The 18019-nt window shown below is 54.1% G+C and carries 10 protein-coding genes, 2 tRNA genes and 2 pseudogenes; 10 read left to right on the forward strand and 4 right to left on the reverse strand.

Going from position 1 to position 18019, the window contains the following annotated elements:
- Positions 1 to 4: 4 nt before the first annotated feature.
- Entirely contained in the window at positions 5 to 1291 is a 1287-nt protein-coding gene (gene efeB, locus AC4PCC_RS08895) for an iron uptake transporter deferrochelatase/peroxidase subunit (RefSeq protein ID WP_492127127.1), read from the forward strand.
- Between the two features lie 450 nt (positions 1292 to 1741).
- Positions 1742 to 2530: a phosphate starvation-inducible protein PhoH gene (phoH, locus tag AC4PCC_RS08900; RefSeq protein WP_492127128.1), complete on the forward strand. Its 789-nt coding sequence runs from the start codon at positions 1742 to 1744 to the stop codon at positions 2528 to 2530.
- A gap of 59 nt (positions 2531 to 2589) precedes the next feature.
- Here phoH and AC4PCC_RS08905 read toward each other — a convergent pair.
- Positions 2590 to 2677: transfer RNA gene (locus AC4PCC_RS08905), tRNA-Ser, on the reverse strand.
- Between the two features lie 948 nt (positions 2678 to 3625).
- On the opposite strand from AC4PCC_RS08905, the gene AC4PCC_RS08910 reads away from it, so the two are divergent.
- From AC4PCC_RS08910 to AC4PCC_RS08925, 4 genes are all read left to right on the forward strand, one after another.
- A complete protein-coding gene (locus tag AC4PCC_RS08910; RefSeq protein WP_492127129.1) occupies positions 3626 to 5191 on the forward strand; it encodes a TULIP family P47-like protein in 1566 nt (521 codons plus the stop codon).
- A 10-nt stretch (positions 5192 to 5201) separates the two neighbouring features.
- Positions 5202 to 6476, forward strand: a complete 1275-nt coding sequence (locus AC4PCC_RS08915; protein ID WP_492127130.1) for a TULIP family P47-like protein — start codon at positions 5202 to 5204, stop codon at positions 6474 to 6476.
- Between the two features lie 23 nt (positions 6477 to 6499).
- Positions 6500 to 6937, forward strand: coding sequence for a hypothetical protein (locus AC4PCC_RS08920; RefSeq protein WP_492127131.1), 438 nt, complete (start codon positions 6500 to 6502; stop codon positions 6935 to 6937).
- A gap of 141 nt (positions 6938 to 7078) precedes the next feature.
- Positions 7079 to 12085, forward strand: coding sequence for an RHS repeat domain-containing protein (locus tag AC4PCC_RS08925; protein WP_492127132.1), 5007 nt, complete (start codon positions 7079 to 7081; stop codon positions 12083 to 12085).
- A 142-nt stretch (positions 12086 to 12227) separates the two neighbouring features.
- On the opposite strand, the pseudogene AC4PCC_RS08930 reads toward AC4PCC_RS08925, so the two are convergent.
- Together AC4PCC_RS08930 and AC4PCC_RS08935 are read right to left on the reverse strand one after the other, a co-directional pair.
- Positions 12228 to 12365: pseudogene (locus tag AC4PCC_RS08930) on the reverse strand (IS256 family transposase); the annotation flags it as partial.
- A gap of 113 nt (positions 12366 to 12478) precedes the next feature.
- Positions 12479 to 12566, reverse strand: a tRNA-Ser gene (locus AC4PCC_RS08935).
- A 229-nt stretch (positions 12567 to 12795) separates the two neighbouring features.
- Here AC4PCC_RS08935 and AC4PCC_RS08940 point away from each other — a divergent pair.
- From AC4PCC_RS08940 to AC4PCC_RS08950, 3 genes are all read left to right on the forward strand, one after another.
- The gene (locus AC4PCC_RS08940; protein ID WP_492127133.1) at positions 12796 to 14262 is read left to right on the forward strand and encodes a peptide MFS transporter; all 1467 of its coding nucleotides are present in this window, start codon (positions 12796 to 12798) and stop codon (positions 14260 to 14262) included.
- Between the two features lie 89 nt (positions 14263 to 14351).
- The gene (ghrA, locus tag AC4PCC_RS08945; protein ID WP_492127134.1) at positions 14352 to 15293 is read left to right on the forward strand and encodes a glyoxylate/hydroxypyruvate reductase GhrA; all 942 of its coding nucleotides are present in this window, start codon (positions 14352 to 14354) and stop codon (positions 15291 to 15293) included.
- 49 nt (positions 15294 to 15342) lie between these two features.
- The gene (locus AC4PCC_RS08950; protein WP_492127135.1) at positions 15343 to 15897 is read left to right on the forward strand and encodes a TorD/DmsD family molecular chaperone; all 555 of its coding nucleotides are present in this window, start codon (positions 15343 to 15345) and stop codon (positions 15895 to 15897) included.
- A 103-nt stretch (positions 15898 to 16000) separates the two neighbouring features.
- Here the strand turns inward: AC4PCC_RS08950 and AC4PCC_RS08955 are convergent.
- Positions 16001 to 16825: pseudogene (locus AC4PCC_RS08955) on the reverse strand (CoA transferase); the annotation flags it as partial.
- Between the two features lie 293 nt (positions 16826 to 17118).
- Here AC4PCC_RS08955 and AC4PCC_RS08960 point away from each other — a divergent pair.
- Positions 17119 to 17841, forward strand: a complete 723-nt coding sequence (locus AC4PCC_RS08960; RefSeq protein WP_492127136.1) for a glutamine amidotransferase — start codon at positions 17119 to 17121, stop codon at positions 17839 to 17841.
- Positions 17842 to 18019 lie beyond the last annotated feature (178 nt).

The following is an 18019-nucleotide window of genomic DNA, read 5'->3' on the forward strand; positions in this document are numbered from 1 at the left end:
CGCAATGGCAAGCAAACCTGTTGACGACGCGGCGCTGCCGTCGCGCCGTCGTTTACTGAAAGGAATGGGGCTGATCGGCGGCGCGTTTGCGGTGGGGGGCGGCTGCCCTGTACAGGGCGCTTCCGGGGAAAAATCATTTTCGCCGGGGGCGCTGTCGCCCAATGCCCGGCTGGAGGCGCAGCCTTTTTTCGGTCCGCATCAGGCTGGCGTGGTTACCCCTCAGCAGGCATCGATGATGCTGGTCGCCTTTGACGTCCTGGCAGGCGACAGGGACGATCTGACTCGCCTGTTCAGGCTGCTGACGGACCGCATCGCTTTCTTAACGCAGGGAGGTGAGGCACCGCAGGTGACCAATCCACGTCTGCCGCCGCTGGATTCCGGTATTCTCGGCGATCGCATCTACCCGGATAACCTGACTATCACCGTATCGGTTGGGCATTCGCTGTTTGACGAGCGCTATGGCCTGCAGGCGCATAAGCCGCTTAAGCTCCAGCCGATGACGCGTTTTCCAAACGACGCGCTTGATGCCAGTTTGTGTCATGGTGATCTGCTGCTACAAATCTGTGCGAATACCAATGACACGGTTATTCATGCGCTACGAGATATTATTAAACACTCACCGGATCTGCTCAGCGTTCGCTGGCGTCGGGAAGGCTTTATCTCCGACCATGCTGCGCGTAGCAGGGGGAAAGAGACGCCAGTCAACCTGCTTGGCTTTAAGGATGGCACCGCCAACCCGGATACGGCAGATTCAGGTCTGATGGATTCTGTGGTGTGGGTGACAAAGGAGCAGGGCGAGCCAGCGTGGGCGGTGGGCGGCAGCTATCAGGTAGCCCGCATTATTCCCTTTCACGTTGAGTTCTGGGATCGCACCCCGCTGCGCGAACAGGAGACGATTTTTGGCCGGGTTAAGCACAGTGGTGCGCCGCTCGGCATGCAGCATGAGCGCGACGTGCCGGATTATGCCAGCGATCCGGAGGGAAATATCACCCCGCTGGATGCGCATATTCGTCTTGCCAATCCCCGCACGCCTGCCACGCAAAGCAGCCTGATGCTGCGACGGGGTTACAGCTATTCGCTGGGCGTTTCGCTGGCCGGTCAGCTGGAGATGGGGCTGCTGTTCGTCTGCTATCAGCACGATCTGGAGAAAGGCTTTCTCACCGTACAGAACCGTCTTAACGGCGAAGCGCTGGAGGAATATATCAAGCCCGCGGGCGGGGGGTACTTCTTTGTCCTGCCGGGCGTGGAGGACCGCCAGCACTTCCTGGGGCAGGCATTACTGAGCACCTGACGCCTTTGCCACCTGCCAGCGTAGCCGGCGGGTGGTCTCTTTTCCTCACTATGATAATAATTGTTGCATTAGTTGTTAAAAAACATGTTGAATCCGTCCGTGATCTGTTGCACCTTAATTAAGCGGTACATAAGGGTGTTGTCTGAATCATCACGGAGATCGCGAATGGTAAAGTCCTGTCACCGATACAAGCGTCACAGCCATACCGTTATCGCTTTCTCATGCGAAGGTGGTTCAACCTCAACGATCTATCCTCTTCTCATTCACGCATTAAAGGCCAACGTGCCGTCTCTGCTCCACAACGATGCCCGGCTTAGCGCATGCTCTGCTTTGCATTATATCCAGCGGCCTTTCAAGGCTTACAAGGAAGCCACTAAAACCTCTAAAGCGTTCACGTAATCGCATCTGACATTCTGATGCGGGAGATGAAACCAACTGTAAGGTGCCACTATGGGAAGACAGAAAGCAGTGATCAAAGCGCGCCGTGAAGCTAAACGCGTACTGCGTAGCGATTCGCGCAGTCACCGTCAGCGCGAGGAAGAGTCGGTCACCTCGCTGGTGCAAATGGGTGGGCTGGACGCGATTGGCATGGCGCGAGATACCCGCGACCATTCGCCGATTGAAGCCCGAAATGAGGCTCAGGCGCACTATCTTAAAGCCATAGAAAGCAAGCAGCTGATCTTTGCCACCGGCGAAGCGGGCTGCGGCAAAACCTGGATAAGCGCCGCCAAAGCGGCAGAGGCCCTGATCCACAAGGATGTTGACAGGATTATCGTTACGCGACCGGTGTTGCAGGCAGATGAAGATTTGGGTTTCCTGCCGGGTGACATTGCTGAGAAATTCGCCCCTTACTTCCGGCCCGTCTATGACGTTCTGGTTAAACGTCTCGGCTCTTCCTTTATGCAGTATTGCCTGCGACCCGAAATCGGCAAGGTGGAGATAGCCCCCTTTGCCTATATGCGCGGACGCACCTTTGAAAATGCCGTGGTGATCCTCGATGAGGCGCAGAACGTCACCGCCGCCCAAATGAAAATGTTCCTGACGCGCCTCGGGGAAAACGTAACCGTTATCGTCAACGGCGATATTACCCAGTGTGATTTGCCGTCCCATGTGCAGTCCGGCCTGAGCGATGCGCTGTCCCGCTTTGTGGAGGATGACATGATTGGCGTGGTACGTTTTGGTAAAGAGGATTGCGTGCGCTCGCAGCTGTGCCAGCGTACGCTGGTGGCCTACGGCTAAACGGCTATAAGCAGACAACAAAAAAGCCTGAGCTTTCGCTCAGGCTTTCTCATTTAATGTGGCGGTGAGAGAGGGGTTCGAACCCTCGATACGTTGCCGTATACACACTTTCCAGGCGTGCTCCTTCAGCCACTCGGACACCTCACCGTATTTTTTTACTGCCTTGCCCCAGAGGGCAACGGGGCGCTACTATAGGGAGTCACACCCCGCCGGTCAAGAAAAATTTTTCCCTTTTATTCTATCTGCTTAAGCCGCTGGTGCGCTATCCGCCAGGCGCCTGTTTACCAACCGAAAATTATTTTAAGCGCTGCTGTTAAAGGATTCATTTCAGGTGCGGCGTATTTCTTTACTAAGCGTTAATGTGAGGCCGCAAGCCCTCAGCCGGGTCGTCCGTTTATACAGCGATATTTCCAGGAGTAGCAACGCTGAACCTGTGTGCGCTCTTCTGGCAGACAGTTTGTCCTCGGTATTGCATTAAAATGAGAACATACTCTGAGTTTTAAGATAAATATAAGAAAACGTCTTATACAGACCCTCTTTCCGACTGCCTCAGCTTAAGTAAACGGTTGAATAATAATTTAGCTTCAGGAGGTTACTTACCGCCATGAAGAAAATGGTTAGCGGATAGCCCCCAAAAAAAATAAAATAATGTGAATGCAGTTGCATTATTGACCGGATAATTATAGAGGTTTTTTTCCTTTTTCGTGGCAGGTTGATGTAATTTTGATGCATTCACTTTTCGGAATTACCTTTTTTCAATCCGGAGAACACAGCCCTGAGCCCAAATTGTGAGTTATTATCAGCCTGAAACGCCTGTTGAAAAAATATTATAACCCGATAGTTATCATGAAATAAGGGGTTTATATGAGTGAGGTGTGCTATTTATATATTCATGCAGAGAAGTTAATGCGGCCGATATTATTATGCCGGCAAGTTATTGTCGCTGGTAAGATGACTCCCTTTTGCATAGCACGATGATAACATTTGAGGCTCTGAATGTTGCACCTCTGAGTTTAATTTAAAAAAAAGGAAACAACCATGACTGATATATCAACCGCCGGATGGGACGTAGCCAGCATCACCGACCTGAATACCATGAATGCAATTATTAATACCGACAGGCTTTATCCGCCTGAATTTTCGGCCAGTGACAGTGTTTTAGGTACTGAGATTGACCTTGTCGGAAAATGGGGTAAATGGGAGATAAGCAATAATGCCAGTGGCGGAAAGATTAATATCCGGTGTGAAATCAGCAACGGCTCCGTTAAATATGCAGGTAAAGAAGTAAACGTTAATGACGGAAGTGATGCTTCATACGTTGAAATAGAAGTGTTGCTGAAAGGTATCCAGACCAGTCCCGATAAATGGGCGTCGGGGGAGGATAAAATTACAGAGTACACTCTGTGCCATCAGCTAATGATTGATGCCAATAATACGGTGGTTGTTACCGAGTATCATTTTACCGGCCCTGATATGAGCAAGGACGGGCTTTCTTCAGTTGTGCCGGATTTATTCCACGAGTGGTTCAACGACAATGTCAACCAATTCGGACAGATTTTCTCGGTCATTCTTTTAGGCCTGGAGGCTGGGAATAGTGACTTCCAGTGGCTTTACCCTTCTGCCTATAGCTATGCGGCCAACAGCTCACTGGACGGTAATACAACCGGATTTGGCGTGCTGACGCTGATTGACGGTAAGACGGATACCAGCAACCTTCAGCAGAGTATCGATATTCATGCGCTTGACCTGGTAAAAAAATTTGGCGGGAACCTGGCGCTGGTTATCAGTAAGGCCACGTTTGTGAAGCATATGCTGCTCAAGGCTGCAGTCAGCGTTGTAAAAGGCTCCAGCGAAAAAGACTTTACCCTCAGCGATACCGGCCTGTCCCTGAGCAACACCAGGGAGATGGTCTGGCAGGATTTTGATGACGGTAATGGAAACACCTTCTCTCCCACGCTGCCGAAGAACAGTTTTATCCTTGATTTGCAGTCCGATTTCATTCATCTCAGCATTTTAGGGGCACATCACCGCCCCAAACCCGGCGTCACTGCTTACATGTCCGTGGAGCAGAATTTCAGGTACAAAGTGGAAAAAAATGCCAGCGGGCAGCCTGTTTTTGTACCGGACGGGGGCGGACTGGGGAGCGCACAGGTTTCCTGCTCATGCAAATTTGACAGTTGGGTGAATGTGATTGAACTCACGATGGATATTGTTGCTGGGTTGGCCGCTATTTTCTCCCTTGGGACTGCGATGGCTGGCTGGGTAGCAACAAGGGCAGCGACCACTATAGTTGAAGATGTTGCTGAAGAAATGACCCTATTCGATATTACACAAATTGAGCAGGATGATCTGGATAATCTGATCAATGAAGAAGAAGTCGCTGTAGCCGTTTTAGAGATTGCTGCCGGGAAATCCACCCGAGCCGTAACCCTTTTTAATTATACCAAAATATTTGGTTCACTGAGCGGGGTTCTCACCCTGGGGGGCGTGACGCCGGAAATAATGAAACAGATATATAAAAGCAATTACAGCGATGTGCCTTCTTTTCACAATTTTGCCCGAAGCATAACCGGCACCAGCGTCTGGCCCGGTATAAACAATACGGAACTGAAATCTGCATCCCTGGCCGACAGCTTCGTTATCGGACTTGAACTTAAATAGGGAGCATATCATGGATATTTACAATTGGGACATGGTTTGCGCCGTGTCATGTGCTGAGCTGAACAAGAAGCTGAAAACCGCGTCCCGCGAAGCATTTGGTCAGTTCATCTGGTCTGATGTTGAAGGCAATAAAATTTCCGGTGAGTTTGCTGGCTGGGAAATTGTGCCGGGCGGGGATGCGCAGCGGATTAATATTATTACATCTGTCAGTACCGGAAAAATGGAGGCGAATATTCTCGGCAGGCATGTTGACGCACCCGTTGACGGGCTGTGCCCGAAGCTTCAGGTGGAACTGGCATTTGTTAACGCGGGAGCTGACGACGATACCACTCACCTGAAGTTTAATTTTGCCCGTGTGGATGCAACCTCTCCTACGGCAGGTGATGGCAGCGTTGTAGTGCTCAACCCTGATACAAACCAGTTGTTCCCGACTTCAGATTCCATTATTCCTCAGATGTACTGCCGCATGATGGCGGATATGCTGGTCGCCGGTCAGGATAAACTTGCGTTCATCTTCGCCGAAATTATGGATATTTCAGCAGGGAGCGATGTCTCATGGCTGAAACTGCATCTGCTGCAGTATGCCTACAATGAAAAAACAAAAGGGGCGCTGGGCTGTATGGCTGTGCTGGGCGTACTGGCAGATAATCCCTCTCCTCCACCTACGAACTCCCTTCAACTGATTTTTGATTCAGAGCTTATACGGGAAGGCGGCAGCATCGGATTTATGCTGTCTCAGCGTACGTTTATGAAGCACGTTGTGCTTGCGGGGCTGCCTGGCGTGTTTGAAGGTTCTAATATCAGCCAGTTTTTACTCAACGACGATAACGTAATCAAAAACAATGGCAGCATTTCGTTAAACAGTCTGGATGGCTATACCCCTTATTTTAACAGCCTTAACGTTGAGGTGCTGGATAACAGGATCATCCTCAATAACGCCAGCGGTCGCTGCGACGTGGTCTCTTACAGCAGTTATGTGTCATTTGACTTATCCGGCATTTATACCTTGCGGTTAACTGAGACGGGGGGCCACTACACGCTCAGTCTTGAAGATGTCAACCGGCCCACTTTTCACTGTGATACACACGACACGGCCGCTCTGGTTTTCTGGGTATTTGGTGGCTGGGTGGTGGATGCGCTGGTGAAAGGCATTAAAAGCCAGCTGGATTCGCTGCTTTTTGAGTTCGGATACAGGATTGATTTTGATGTATTCCCGGTAACGTTTAACACGGATGCCCGTTACAGCAGCTGCGGGCTGGCAGATAATTTCTATATGCAGGATTGAATACGGCTGGTGCCGGAGGGACTATGAGCTTTATTGAAAAAGTTAAATATATTAGCCAGCTTGCTGTCGTCGACGAGTTTGGCGGACGGGGACATGCGGACAAAATCAATCGGTTTTATATTGTTTTCAGGGTGACGGACGAAAGTGGCAATGACATTGAGGTAACGGCGGGAGAAGTAGAAGACGCTGTAAAGGCTAAAAATATCATCCTCTGTGACTACCTGGATAACAGGAGGTTCACGCTGGGAGTGCTGGAAAAAAACCCGGATAACTGTGAATTTATAGTGGTCGGCAAGTTATATAAGAACAATACCAATCTCATCGGAGTTGACGTGGCTGAGTTCAGTGAAAACGCCAGCATCTGTGTAACGTTTCGCAATGAAGCCGGCTCTGTCATCGCGTCTACCACTTATTTGTCGGACTTCCCATCGTGTTTTTTTCTGAATAACAAGAAGGACTGAGCGCCTCTGCGACCGTGCTGTGCTGCCTTGTGATGCACAGCACTCCAGGGAGGGGGTTGGCATTTCCATTATCAGTCCGGTCAGTTCCATTAACCTGGGGCAGGATCGGACCCGTTATCATTTTCTGAGGAGTACTTATCTGTGTCGTCACCTTCATTCTATTCCGCTGCCGGAAACTTTATCAGCGCCATTAAGGGCGGCGTGAATCCGCGCACGGGGCTGTTTAACGTCAGTCTGCCACTGATCAGTCTGCGCACCGGGGATCTTGCCGGGCCTTGCCTGGCACTGAATCTGAGTTACTCTCCTCTGTCATCCGAAGATGAGGGGTTTGGCCGGGGATTTACCCTGAACCTCAGCCGTTATGACAGCCGGGCTCGTAAGCTGTACCTTTCAACCGGTGAAGAGTATCGCATCAGCAGCAGTGGTAATGCCGTCATACAGCAGAGGTTCAGGAGTTTTATCTTTAAAAAGACGGATGATCCTGGCGCGAGATATCAAATTATTCATAAGTCCGGCCTCGTTGAAACCCTTACGATACTGGACTCCATGGCTTATACAACGCGTATTGAAGACCCCGGAGGGCGGCGGCTAGAACTTGGCTGGGAGAGGATATATACCAAATATCGCCTGTCAGGTGTGAGTGAGTGGAAAGAGGAAAAGAAGATCCTCCTGTGCAGTGTGGTCTATCCAGATGCGAAGTCCGCCGTCACGACCTTCAGGGTGCTGCCAGACAGTTCGGCGTACGGATATGATATCGTTTTCAGCCTCGGGGATGGGGTGCTCCGGAGCGTAACCAGCCACGCTGATACTCCTGAGCTGGTCTGGAAGTTTTCCTATGACGTACTTAATCCCTACGAGACGAAGCGGGAACCCCGGTTTCTCACCGGTATGGAATCCCCTACGGGGCTGAGGCAGAAGGTGGTATACCCCTATTCCGAAGGTATGGCATTTCCGGATGGTATGGGTCTGGCTCCACTGCCCCGCGTGTCCACCCATATCATTGAACCCGGTGGGGAACAGGCCAGGACGGAAACGCGATGGATGTGGACGGAGGAAAATTATCTTGGCAGAAATAGGCCTGGCCCCCATGCGGAATGGCAGCCTGATATGGATCTCGGCCTGACACTTCCCCTGAGCCCGGGTTACTTTTACGGCTCGACGGAAAATATTCTGGACGCCAGCGGCAGACGCGTGCTCTGTGCGGTGACGCGGCGCTACAACAGCTTCCATCTGCAGGTATCTGAAAGTGCGCTCAGGGATGGAAAAACGTACACCATCACCACGGCATATCCTGCCAGTTCCGGTGCGAAACTGAATGAGCAGCCCCGTCAGTATCTGCTGCCGTGCATGAAGACCGAGACCTGGCAGGATGACAGTGGTACCCGGACGCGTATCACACGCTGGCAGTTTGACGAATCGGGAAACCCGCTGCGCCAGACTGCGCCGGACGGCACCATCACGGAATATGTTTACTATCCGGCTCAGGGTGAAGGAGATTTCTGCCCGGCAGATCCTCACGGCTTCACCCGCTACCTGAAAAGAAAAACGGTCACCCCCCTCAGGATCAGGGGGGATGAACCCGTTACCGTTGAGATACATACATGGAAAAAGCGGCAGAATATATTAAACAACGGTTACTTCGTGGCGGGCGACAGGGTAACGGAAACTTCCGGCAGTGTGAGGGTCGTTGTCTCCCGTGAATATTATGACGACCTGGGTAATCCCGTGGCCTGTGGCAGGGAAAAAAAGCGGATAATCACCCTGACGCCTGATGCTGAAAAGGCGGACGCTGCATCATATAGCCGCACGGAAGTCTTTTCCTATGAATCCCGGGATGCCGGGCTGTTCCAGTCCGCAACCCTTACCACGCATGATGGTTTGTCAATCACCTGTTCCAGCCTGCGACACTCCGTTCTGGGCCTGCTGTTGTCAAAAAGTGACGCCCGGGGCGTGACGGTGAATTACACATACGACAGGGCTGGTCGCGTACTGACCTGCACATCAGCCCCCGAAACGCCATATGAGCAGAAATCCGTATGGTCGTATGCCATTGACAGCCGCGGGCCGGTGACCACCGAAACCGGCCCTGCAGGTAATCAGATTCGGCTCCGGTTTGACGGCGCAGGCCGGGAAATCGGACGGGAACGCCTGGATACTGATAATTCGAAACGATGGTTTGAAGTGTCGTCGCAGAATTATGATACAACGGGTGAGGTGACATACGGCGCGGCCAGTGACTGGCTGACCAGTGCACCGGAAGAGCAGTATATTTTCCGCACCGTATTTGAGTATGACGGCTGGGGCAACCTGCGGGACACGAGCTCATCTGATGGCGTGCTGGTCAGGCAGACCCATGACCCGGTGAAGTTGACGCAGGCCGATTTTGCTAAGGGCAGCATTGGCAGTATAAACCTCGACACGACGACGCGCTTCACCGAACTGGACAAAAAAAATTATCTGCCGCGCCGGGAAAAAATCACAGGGAACGGTTTTGCAGCCGAGCGGAACTTTGAGTGGGACGGCGCGGGTCAGCTGCGGCAGGTAACGGACGAAAACGGCAGGCGAACACAATATACTTATGACGCATTTGGACGGGTACTGGCTCAAACCCTGCCCGACGGCACCGTCATCAGGCGTCTGTATGCGCCACACCTTACCGGCAAGGAGGTGGTCAGCATCAGTGTGACCGGAACGGACGCTGATGGTCGGATAAAAACCTGGATCCTGGGAACGCAGACATTTGACGGCCTCGGGCGCCTGACGTTACGGGTCAGCGGTGGCCGGACCACCATGTTTACCTACAGCGGTATGTCGTCGGTGCCCGCCTCTGTCACCCTGCCATCAGGGAAAAAAGTGGCTTACACCTGTATCCCCGAGCTGGGTGACATCGTCAGCAGCATGACTGCGGACGAGCTGAGGCAGGCATTCATCTGGGATCCGGGCACCGAAAGCCTGCTGACGGCGACAGAAGGCAGTACGACGACAGAGCATATCCTGTACCCATCCGGTAGCCTGAAAACCGAAAAATTTACTCAGGCCGGTACTATCCGGGAGGCCGGTTATGTCCGCACCCTGGCCGGGGCGGTAGACAGATACACAGATATTACCGGAAAAGAGACGAACTACGAGCGGGACAACTCAGGGCGACTTATCAAAACAAAAGATAATGACCTGACAACTGACCTGCAATACGATCCTCTGGGGCGGCTGAGTTCGTACACTGTGACGGACCAGGCAACGAAGGTCACGTTCACCACCGCGCTGACGTATGATGACGCCAGCCGGGAGACCGTGAGAACCATCACCGACGGCAAGACCTCTCATACGCTGACGGTTACTCAGGGCTGGACCTTGAACAGCCTGGTGACGGAGCGTGTCACGCAGTGGGGCGGAATGACGGTGAGGAAGGAGGCATATACTTATGACGCCCGTAACCGTCTGGTCACATATAAGGTCCTGGGGGTGAGTTTGCCGCAGGATGCTTACGATTGTGACATAAAGGCGCAAACATATCAGTATGATGCCCTGAACAACCTCATAACCGTCATTACCACGCTGGCAGACGATGGCAGCGATACAGCAACATATTGCTACACGAACAGCAATGACCCAACGCAACTAACATCGGTGACGCACACGCATGATAAATATCCGCAAACCGTCACGCTGAACTACGACGCAGAAGGGCGCATGACGCAGGACGAGGCGGGTAGAACGCTCGCATATGATGTCCTCGGCAGGCTGGTCAGCGTCAGCGGAAATAGCGTCTCCGGTGGCTACGGCTATGATGCCCTGGGCCGGCTGGTCAGCCAGAGCGTCAGTGCGACGGACTCCTGTCAGCTTTACTATCGGGGCGGCGAGCGGGTTAACGAAACCCGGGTGCAGGAGAATAAAAACGTACGTCTGATTAAAACCGGACACGCCTGTGTGGGAGTCAGCGACGGAGACAGGCTGACCCTGACGGCAGGCGACCAGCACGGCAGCCTGTTATGGTCCCGCGATGTCAGCCAGAAGGATGCAGAACTGCACGGCAGAATACCGTACGGCAGCGGAAAAGCCGTAGACGGCCTGCCAGGATTTAACGGCGAGCATCCTGACCCGCTAACGAGAGTGTATCATCTGGGCAACGGCTACCGGGCTTACAGCCCAGCGCTGATGCGCTTTACCTGTCCGGACAGTATGAGTCCATTCGGAAGTGGAGGAATAAACCCTTACGCGTACTGCGCGGGTGATCCGGTGAATTTCACTGACCCATCAGGGCATCTGGGGCGGCCGGATTATTTATGGGGCGTGCTGTCGGCCGCTTTCACCGTTGCCGGGTTGTGGGCCGCGTTGCTTTCCGGCGGACTGGCGATAGCGGCGGCGGGAGGTATTATGGCGGCAGTTGGTGCGGCCTCCACTACGACGCTTGTTGCTGGTGGACTGGGCGTGGCGGCGGACGCTACGGCGCTGGCCGCTATTACGCTGGAAGATAGTCACCCGGAGGCCTCCTCTGTATTGGGCTGGACGTCCATGGCAATGGGGCTGGCTGCTGGCGGTGCCCTGCTGTCTGCATCAGGCGTGAGAAGATTGACGAGAGCACAGAGTGTGGGAGGGGGCCCTCTGCGGCTGAGAGGAGGGGGGGATGTTGTAGAAGCTGGTACTGGCACACTTTTAAATGAAGTAGGTTTACTTGAAAGAAATGGTGGCTTTCGGCGTCCTCTTTATCGCGCTGATCTAACGTCCCCTGATCACATATTGAAATATGGATTCAGACCATCGACAGATTTTACCGGAACGGGTGGTAGAAGTATGATTGGAAGCCAGCCGGCCTTGATTGTTGCAGAGCGTCTGGAGGGGGCTATTCGTTTTAATACAGCATCACTTAGTGGAAGAGGCAATTTATATATGATCAGAGGCGGAAGAGTTAGAGGAAGTTCCCTTATTGATAATATGTGGGACAACCGATCAGGGCTTGCGAACTTCTTTGATGATTCGACATTACTGAGAAATAGTATGAGTGAAGCATCTGATAGCGTTCAGGGGGTCAACTATCTTTCGGAAGCACATGTTTATCATGCGGATATAAAGCCTGAGATGATTAGCTTAGTCCCGGAAATGTTGGCGAGGCGAGCACCAGTGCCCGGTAAATGGCGGAACTGGTTTTAAAATATTCTGTTCCCAGACCCTGTAAATAACTTTGTGTCACTGCCACTCTATTACAGGTGATCGCTCAGGCGGTCACCGAACTCGATGATAAAACGGCCCATTGCCAGTTCCTGATTGGCATACTCCATTTTTTGGGGTAGTCGTCAGTCAGTTCAGCATTCAGGGCTGTTTCGATGGTAAGCTTAATAAGCATACGTAAAAACTGGTTAAGGCCGGCTTTGGTTTGAGGGCTTTTAGCCAGTTTAGCCGAGAGGGCTTTAAGTTTCTTTTCATCGTTCATTTGCCTGTCTCCGTTATTGGAGTGAACATTTCAAAAACAGGCATATACACAATTTAAATTATAGATTAGCAACGAAAAAGCCTGAGCTTTCGCTCAGGCTTTCTCATTTAATATGGCGGTGAGAGAGGGGTTCGAACCCTCGATACGTTGCCGTATACACACTTTCCAGGCGTGCTCCTTCAGCCACTCGGACACCTCACCGTATTTTTGCTGGCACACTGTGCCTGGGCGCTAATGTAGGTAAAAGCCGGGGCAGGGTCAACTCCCTTTGTGAAATTTCCCGTTCGTTTAGTCAGTTTTACAGCATGTTGCTGCTTAAACAGGCAAATAGCCGGATAAATCATGAAAAGTCCGCATCCATAAAGGTAATTATGCGGCGCTCTGTGCATAATGATGCACTTTTCTGCATCAGATAATCATGAGGGCTGTTGTGAATACCGCTGCTAAATATACTGATACCGCCGCCATTCGTGGCACCGGGGCGCTGTTCTTTATTCAGATCTTCGCCACCCTCGGCTTTGCCGTGCTCTATTCGACCCTGGTGCTCTACGCCACCAAACGTCTGGGATTTAGCGAAGGGCAGGCCAACGCCATGATGGGCGTTTTTGGCGCTTTCAACTACGGGCTGCACCTGTTCGGGGGCTATCTTGGCGGACGCTTCCTCAGCAACCGTATTCTCTTTGTGCTGGGTATGCTTTTACAGGTTATCGGCTGTTGGGTGCTCGCCGGGCAAACCGCAGAAGGGCTGTACTGGGGGCTGGCGATGTTCCTGACCGGCAGCGGCCTGAACGTCACCTGCATTAATATGATGCTTACCCAGCGTTTTAAACCTGAGGATAACCGCCGCGAGACCGCTTTTCTCTGGAACTATGCCGGGATGAATCTCGGCTTCTTTCTGGGCTTTACCGGCGCAGGTTACTTTCAGCTGAGCGAGCATTATCATTCGCTGTTCCTGTTCGCCACCCTGGGCAATATGGTCGCCATCGTCATTTCGCTGCTGTGCTGGAAAATATTGGCAGATATTGACACGCCGCTGCTGCACGTCAGTAAAAGCCAGTTCAGGCTGCGGATGGTGGGAGGAGCGATCATTCTGGCGGTGCTGGTGCCACTTGTGCGGCTAATGCTAACCCACGCCAGCTTTACCGGCGCTTTTGTCATCGGGCTGGGGGTGATTATTTTCCTGCTGCTGGCGTTTACCACTCTGCGCCACAGGCCGCGCGAGGAGCAGCGTAAAATGACGGCCTGGCTGATTCTGGCGCTGGGTTCGCTGGTATTCTGGACGCTGTATCAGCTGGCCCCCATGGGACTGATGCTGTTTACCGAGCACAATATCAACCTGAACGTTTACGGCATAAAGATTGCTCCTCAGTGGGTACAAAATATCAATACGCTGGTGATTGTTATCGGCGGGCCGCTGCTGGCGCTGGGCTTCCGCAATCTGCGCGAGCGCGGCTGGCGCATTGACATCCCCCTGCAGTTTGCCTCATCGCTGTTCTTTATTGGTTTGGGGATGCTGGTACTGCCGCTGGGGATCCTGCTGGCGGGCGGTGATGGCCAGGTGGCGTTTAAATGGATTGTCATCAGCTATGTACTGCAAAGCATCGGTGAACTGCTGCTCTCACCGATCGGCTACGCAATGATCGGCAAGCTGGCTCCGGCCCGCTATCAGGGAATTATGATGGGCTGCTGGATGATGGTTACCGGCGTGGCATCGGTGCTGGCGGGATACGTGTCAGGTCTGATGCCCGAAAACAGCGGCAGCACGCCGCTCCTGACTAATCCGGGCTACAGCCATATTTTCAGCCTGCTCGGCTGGGGGAGTGCGGCGGTCGGGCTGATCCTGCTGATGCTTATGCCGCTGTTGCGCAGGCTGATTGAGCCTGCTGTCGCACGCTGATAAACCCTGGGATGCCTTGCGTATCCCGGGATTGTTGCTTGCCATCCGCGCGTTTTTACCCGAGCCTGATAAAAAAGAGGAGATCATACGTGGACGTCATTTTTTATCACCCATCCTTTCGCGCCGATAAATGGATTGCGGGTCTGCAGCAGCGCCTGCCGCAGGCGCGTATTCGCCAGTGGACACCCGGCGACGATGCGCCCGCCGACTATGCGCTGGTACGTCAGCCGCCGGTAGAGATGCTAACGGGGCGCACGGCGTTAAAAGGCGTATTCGCACTGGGCGCAGGCGTTGATGATATTCTCGCGCAGCTGAGACAGTATCCCGCTATGTTGCCCGCCGGGGTGCCGCTGTTCCGGCTGGAAGATACCGGCATGGCCCGTCAGATGCAGGAATACGCGGTATATCACGTGCTGGGCTGGTTCCGCCGCTTTACGGAGTATCAGCAGCAAAAAACGCATAGCCTGTGGCAGCCGCGACCAAACTATTCCCGCAGCGACTTCGGCGTCGGCATTCTGGGGGCGGGCGTACTGGGCGGCAGCGTGGCGGAGAGCCTCCTGGCCTGGGGCTTCCCGGTGCGCTGCTGGAGCCGTTCACCGAAGGATTTGCCCGGGGTCAGCAGTTTTTACGGTGACGATCAGCTGGACGCGTTCTTGAACGGCTGTCAGGTGCTGATCAATCTGCTGCCCAATACGCCGCAGACCACGGGTATACTGAACCGGAAGCTGATGCAGCAGTTAAAACCCCAGGCATTTATTCTTAATCTGGCGCGAGGCGCGCATCTGGTTGAGGATGATTTGCTGGCCGCTATCGGCGCGGGTGAGGTAAAGGCCGCCGCGCTGGATGTCTTTGCGCGTGAACCGCTGGATACACAGCACCCTTTCTGGGCGCATCCGGCCATTGCCATTACGCCCCATAATGCCGCTGTAACGTTACCTGACGATGCGATGGACTATATTGCACAGGCCATCCGCCTGCGCGAGGCGGGGCAGATGCCGTCAGGCCGCGTCGACCTGTCGCGCGGCTACTGAATGCGTCCGTACGTGACCCTGTCACATTTTACTTATGATGAGACTTACTATGAATGAATTTTCAATCCTCTGCCGCCTGCTGGGCTCGCTGTATAACCGCCAGCCTCAGGATCCCCTGCTGGTTCCGCTGTTCACGCTCCTGCGTGAAGGCAAGCTGCAACAGCACTGGCCGCTGGAGCAGGACGAGTTGCTGCTGCGTCTGCAACAGAACAGCGATCCCCAGGCGCTGGCAACGGACTACAATGCGCTGTTTGTGGGCAGTGAGTGCAGCGTGCCGCCCTATGGTTCGCACTGGGAAAACGGACCGGATGAGTCTGAGGTGCGGCGCTTTCTGCAAAGCCGCGGCATGCCGCTAAGTGATGCGCCGGCCGACCATATTGGCGCGCTGCTGCTGGCCTCCTCCTGGCTGGAGGACCAGTCGGAAGCGGATGAGTTTGCGGCGCAGATCACCCTGTTTGATGACTACCTGCTGCCGTGGTGCGGTCAGTTCCTCGGCAAGGTTGAAGCCCATGCCACAACGGCATTTTACCGCACCCTGGCGGCGATCACCCGCGAAGCGCTACAGGCAATGCGCGACGAACTGGAAGAAGATAACGAAAGCTGAGGTGGGGAAAGGCTGAAATCGGGCGAGGGTCCTGGCCTTTGCATCAGCCCTGACAGGGGGCCGTTTGGGGAACAGACAGCGAGGCAAAAGCTGGCCGGTGATCCTAACTGGAAGTATTAGACCAGCATGGTGCCGACGACCCCAGCGGCGAGGCGGGTCGTGACCAGATCAGCGGCGTGCCGGGCAGCCAGACCGGGGCGTTCAGGCGATAGCCAATTCCCCGGGCGGCGATCTCAGTTTCGGCATTCAGATCGCCCGGTACGTCAGCGCCCAGGCCTGCGGGCCGATCAGCGACGGGGTAAGGGCGCTGGGTCAGTAGCAGAGCGGTTCTGGCCAGCGAGAGGCGGGCGGTAAAACCGATATTATGCCGCCGTCGTTGCCGCAAGCCTTTCAGCACGGAGGCTGCCATCATGTAGCCCGTGGCATGGTCCAGCGCCTGAACCGGCAGGGGGGAGGGCGGCGTGCTTACGTCTCCTCCCCGCCCATAGTCGGCGATACCGCAGCCCATCTGGACCAGGCTGTCAAATCCCCTGCGGTTGCGCCACGGGCCACTCCAGCCCCAGGCGTTCAGGCTGACGTTGATAAGTCCCGGCGATAGCCTTTGCAATTCATCGGTGTCATAGCCAAGCCGGGGTAGCGCATCGGCACGAAAACCGTGAACCAGCACGTCCGCCTGCGCTAACAGGGTCTCAAAAGCTTTCCGACCCTCTTTCGATTTCAAATTCAGACGCGCACAGCGTTTACCGAGGGTAATCTCCTCCTCCAGGGAAGCCTCTTCCCAGCCAGGCGGATCCAGGCGCAGAATCTCAGCCCCCAGCCCAGCGAGAAAGCGCGTGGCGACCGGCCCGGCAATAATCCGCGTCAGGTCAAGCACTCTGATGCCCAGCTCCGTGACCGGCCAGGCCGATTGCAGCCGTTCCCCGGTGGTAAACGCCACGGCAGGCGGCGAGGCGTCATTGCTATGCAAGCCCTGCCAGAGCGATAGCCACAGGGACGTCATCAGGCGGTTATCCATAGTTTCCTTCTTTCTTGCGCTATTTATAGATGTATAAATAATGCTTCGGGATGCGCTGCAACCTGCAGCGCCTTATGTCATTTTCTGCATTAGCTCTCACTATAAGTCATGTGACAAGCTGTCGGCAGCTTGCCATGATAAGGTTCGGAATCCTGAGATTTGCGTCAGGTGTGCGTCAGAGATCACCAAAAGGAACCCTTAACCTTATGTCTTCTTCGCTTCCCTTAGCAATTATTCAGCTCGAAACGCCGCCCGAGCGCGTCAGTGCGCAGATGGGCGAGCAGCAGCACTGGTTTGTGGACGCACTGAGTTTGCAGCCACAGGACTACATTGTCATTCGTCCCGACCTGGGGGATGAGCTTCCTGCGCCGTCCTCCGTTGCGGCGGCGATACTGAGTGGCTCCTGGGCGATGGTGACCGATCATGCGGAGTGGAGCGAGCGCACCGCCGCCTGGATCCGCAGCGCGGTTGAGCACGATCTGCCCCTGCTGGGCGTCTGTTACGGGCATCAGCTTATGGCTTATGCCCTCGGCGGCCAGGTCGGGGATAACCCGCGCGGCTGGGAGAGAGGGCTTCAGCAGCTCACCACGGTTGACGGCGATCGCCACGATCCGCTGCTCGGTGCGCTGCCGACGCATTTTTCTGCCTGGCTTTCCCATCGTCAGTCGGTACTACAGCCGCCGCCGGGGGCGCAGGTTCTGGCCGTCTCTGCGCTGGATGACTGCCAGATCATCCGCTACAGCCCGCAGGCGATATCGGTACAGTTCCATCCGGAATTTACCGGCAGTATTATGACTGCCTGCATGGAAAACGCGCAGCGCGAGCGCGAGGTGAGCAGCCTGATGTCACACCAGGCGGAACCCACCTGGGCCCGTCAGCTACTGCTGAACTTCTGGCCCCGCCATCGTCAGAACAGCCTGTTTGCCTGAGGGCTGACTGAAAGGGGCGCTATCCGCGCCCTTTATTCATTTCTCCTTTTGTCTGTGCGGTACTTCACACTTAGATCCAGATTTTGCCAATTCTCACTCCCGATCACAGTTTCATCCGTGACGCTCTGCCATTCTCTCGCTTAGCAATAATGTTAATAGTAAGTTATCCCAATGTTAA

The sequence above is a fragment of the Erwinia sp. L03-1 genome, from assembly GCF_058686115.1.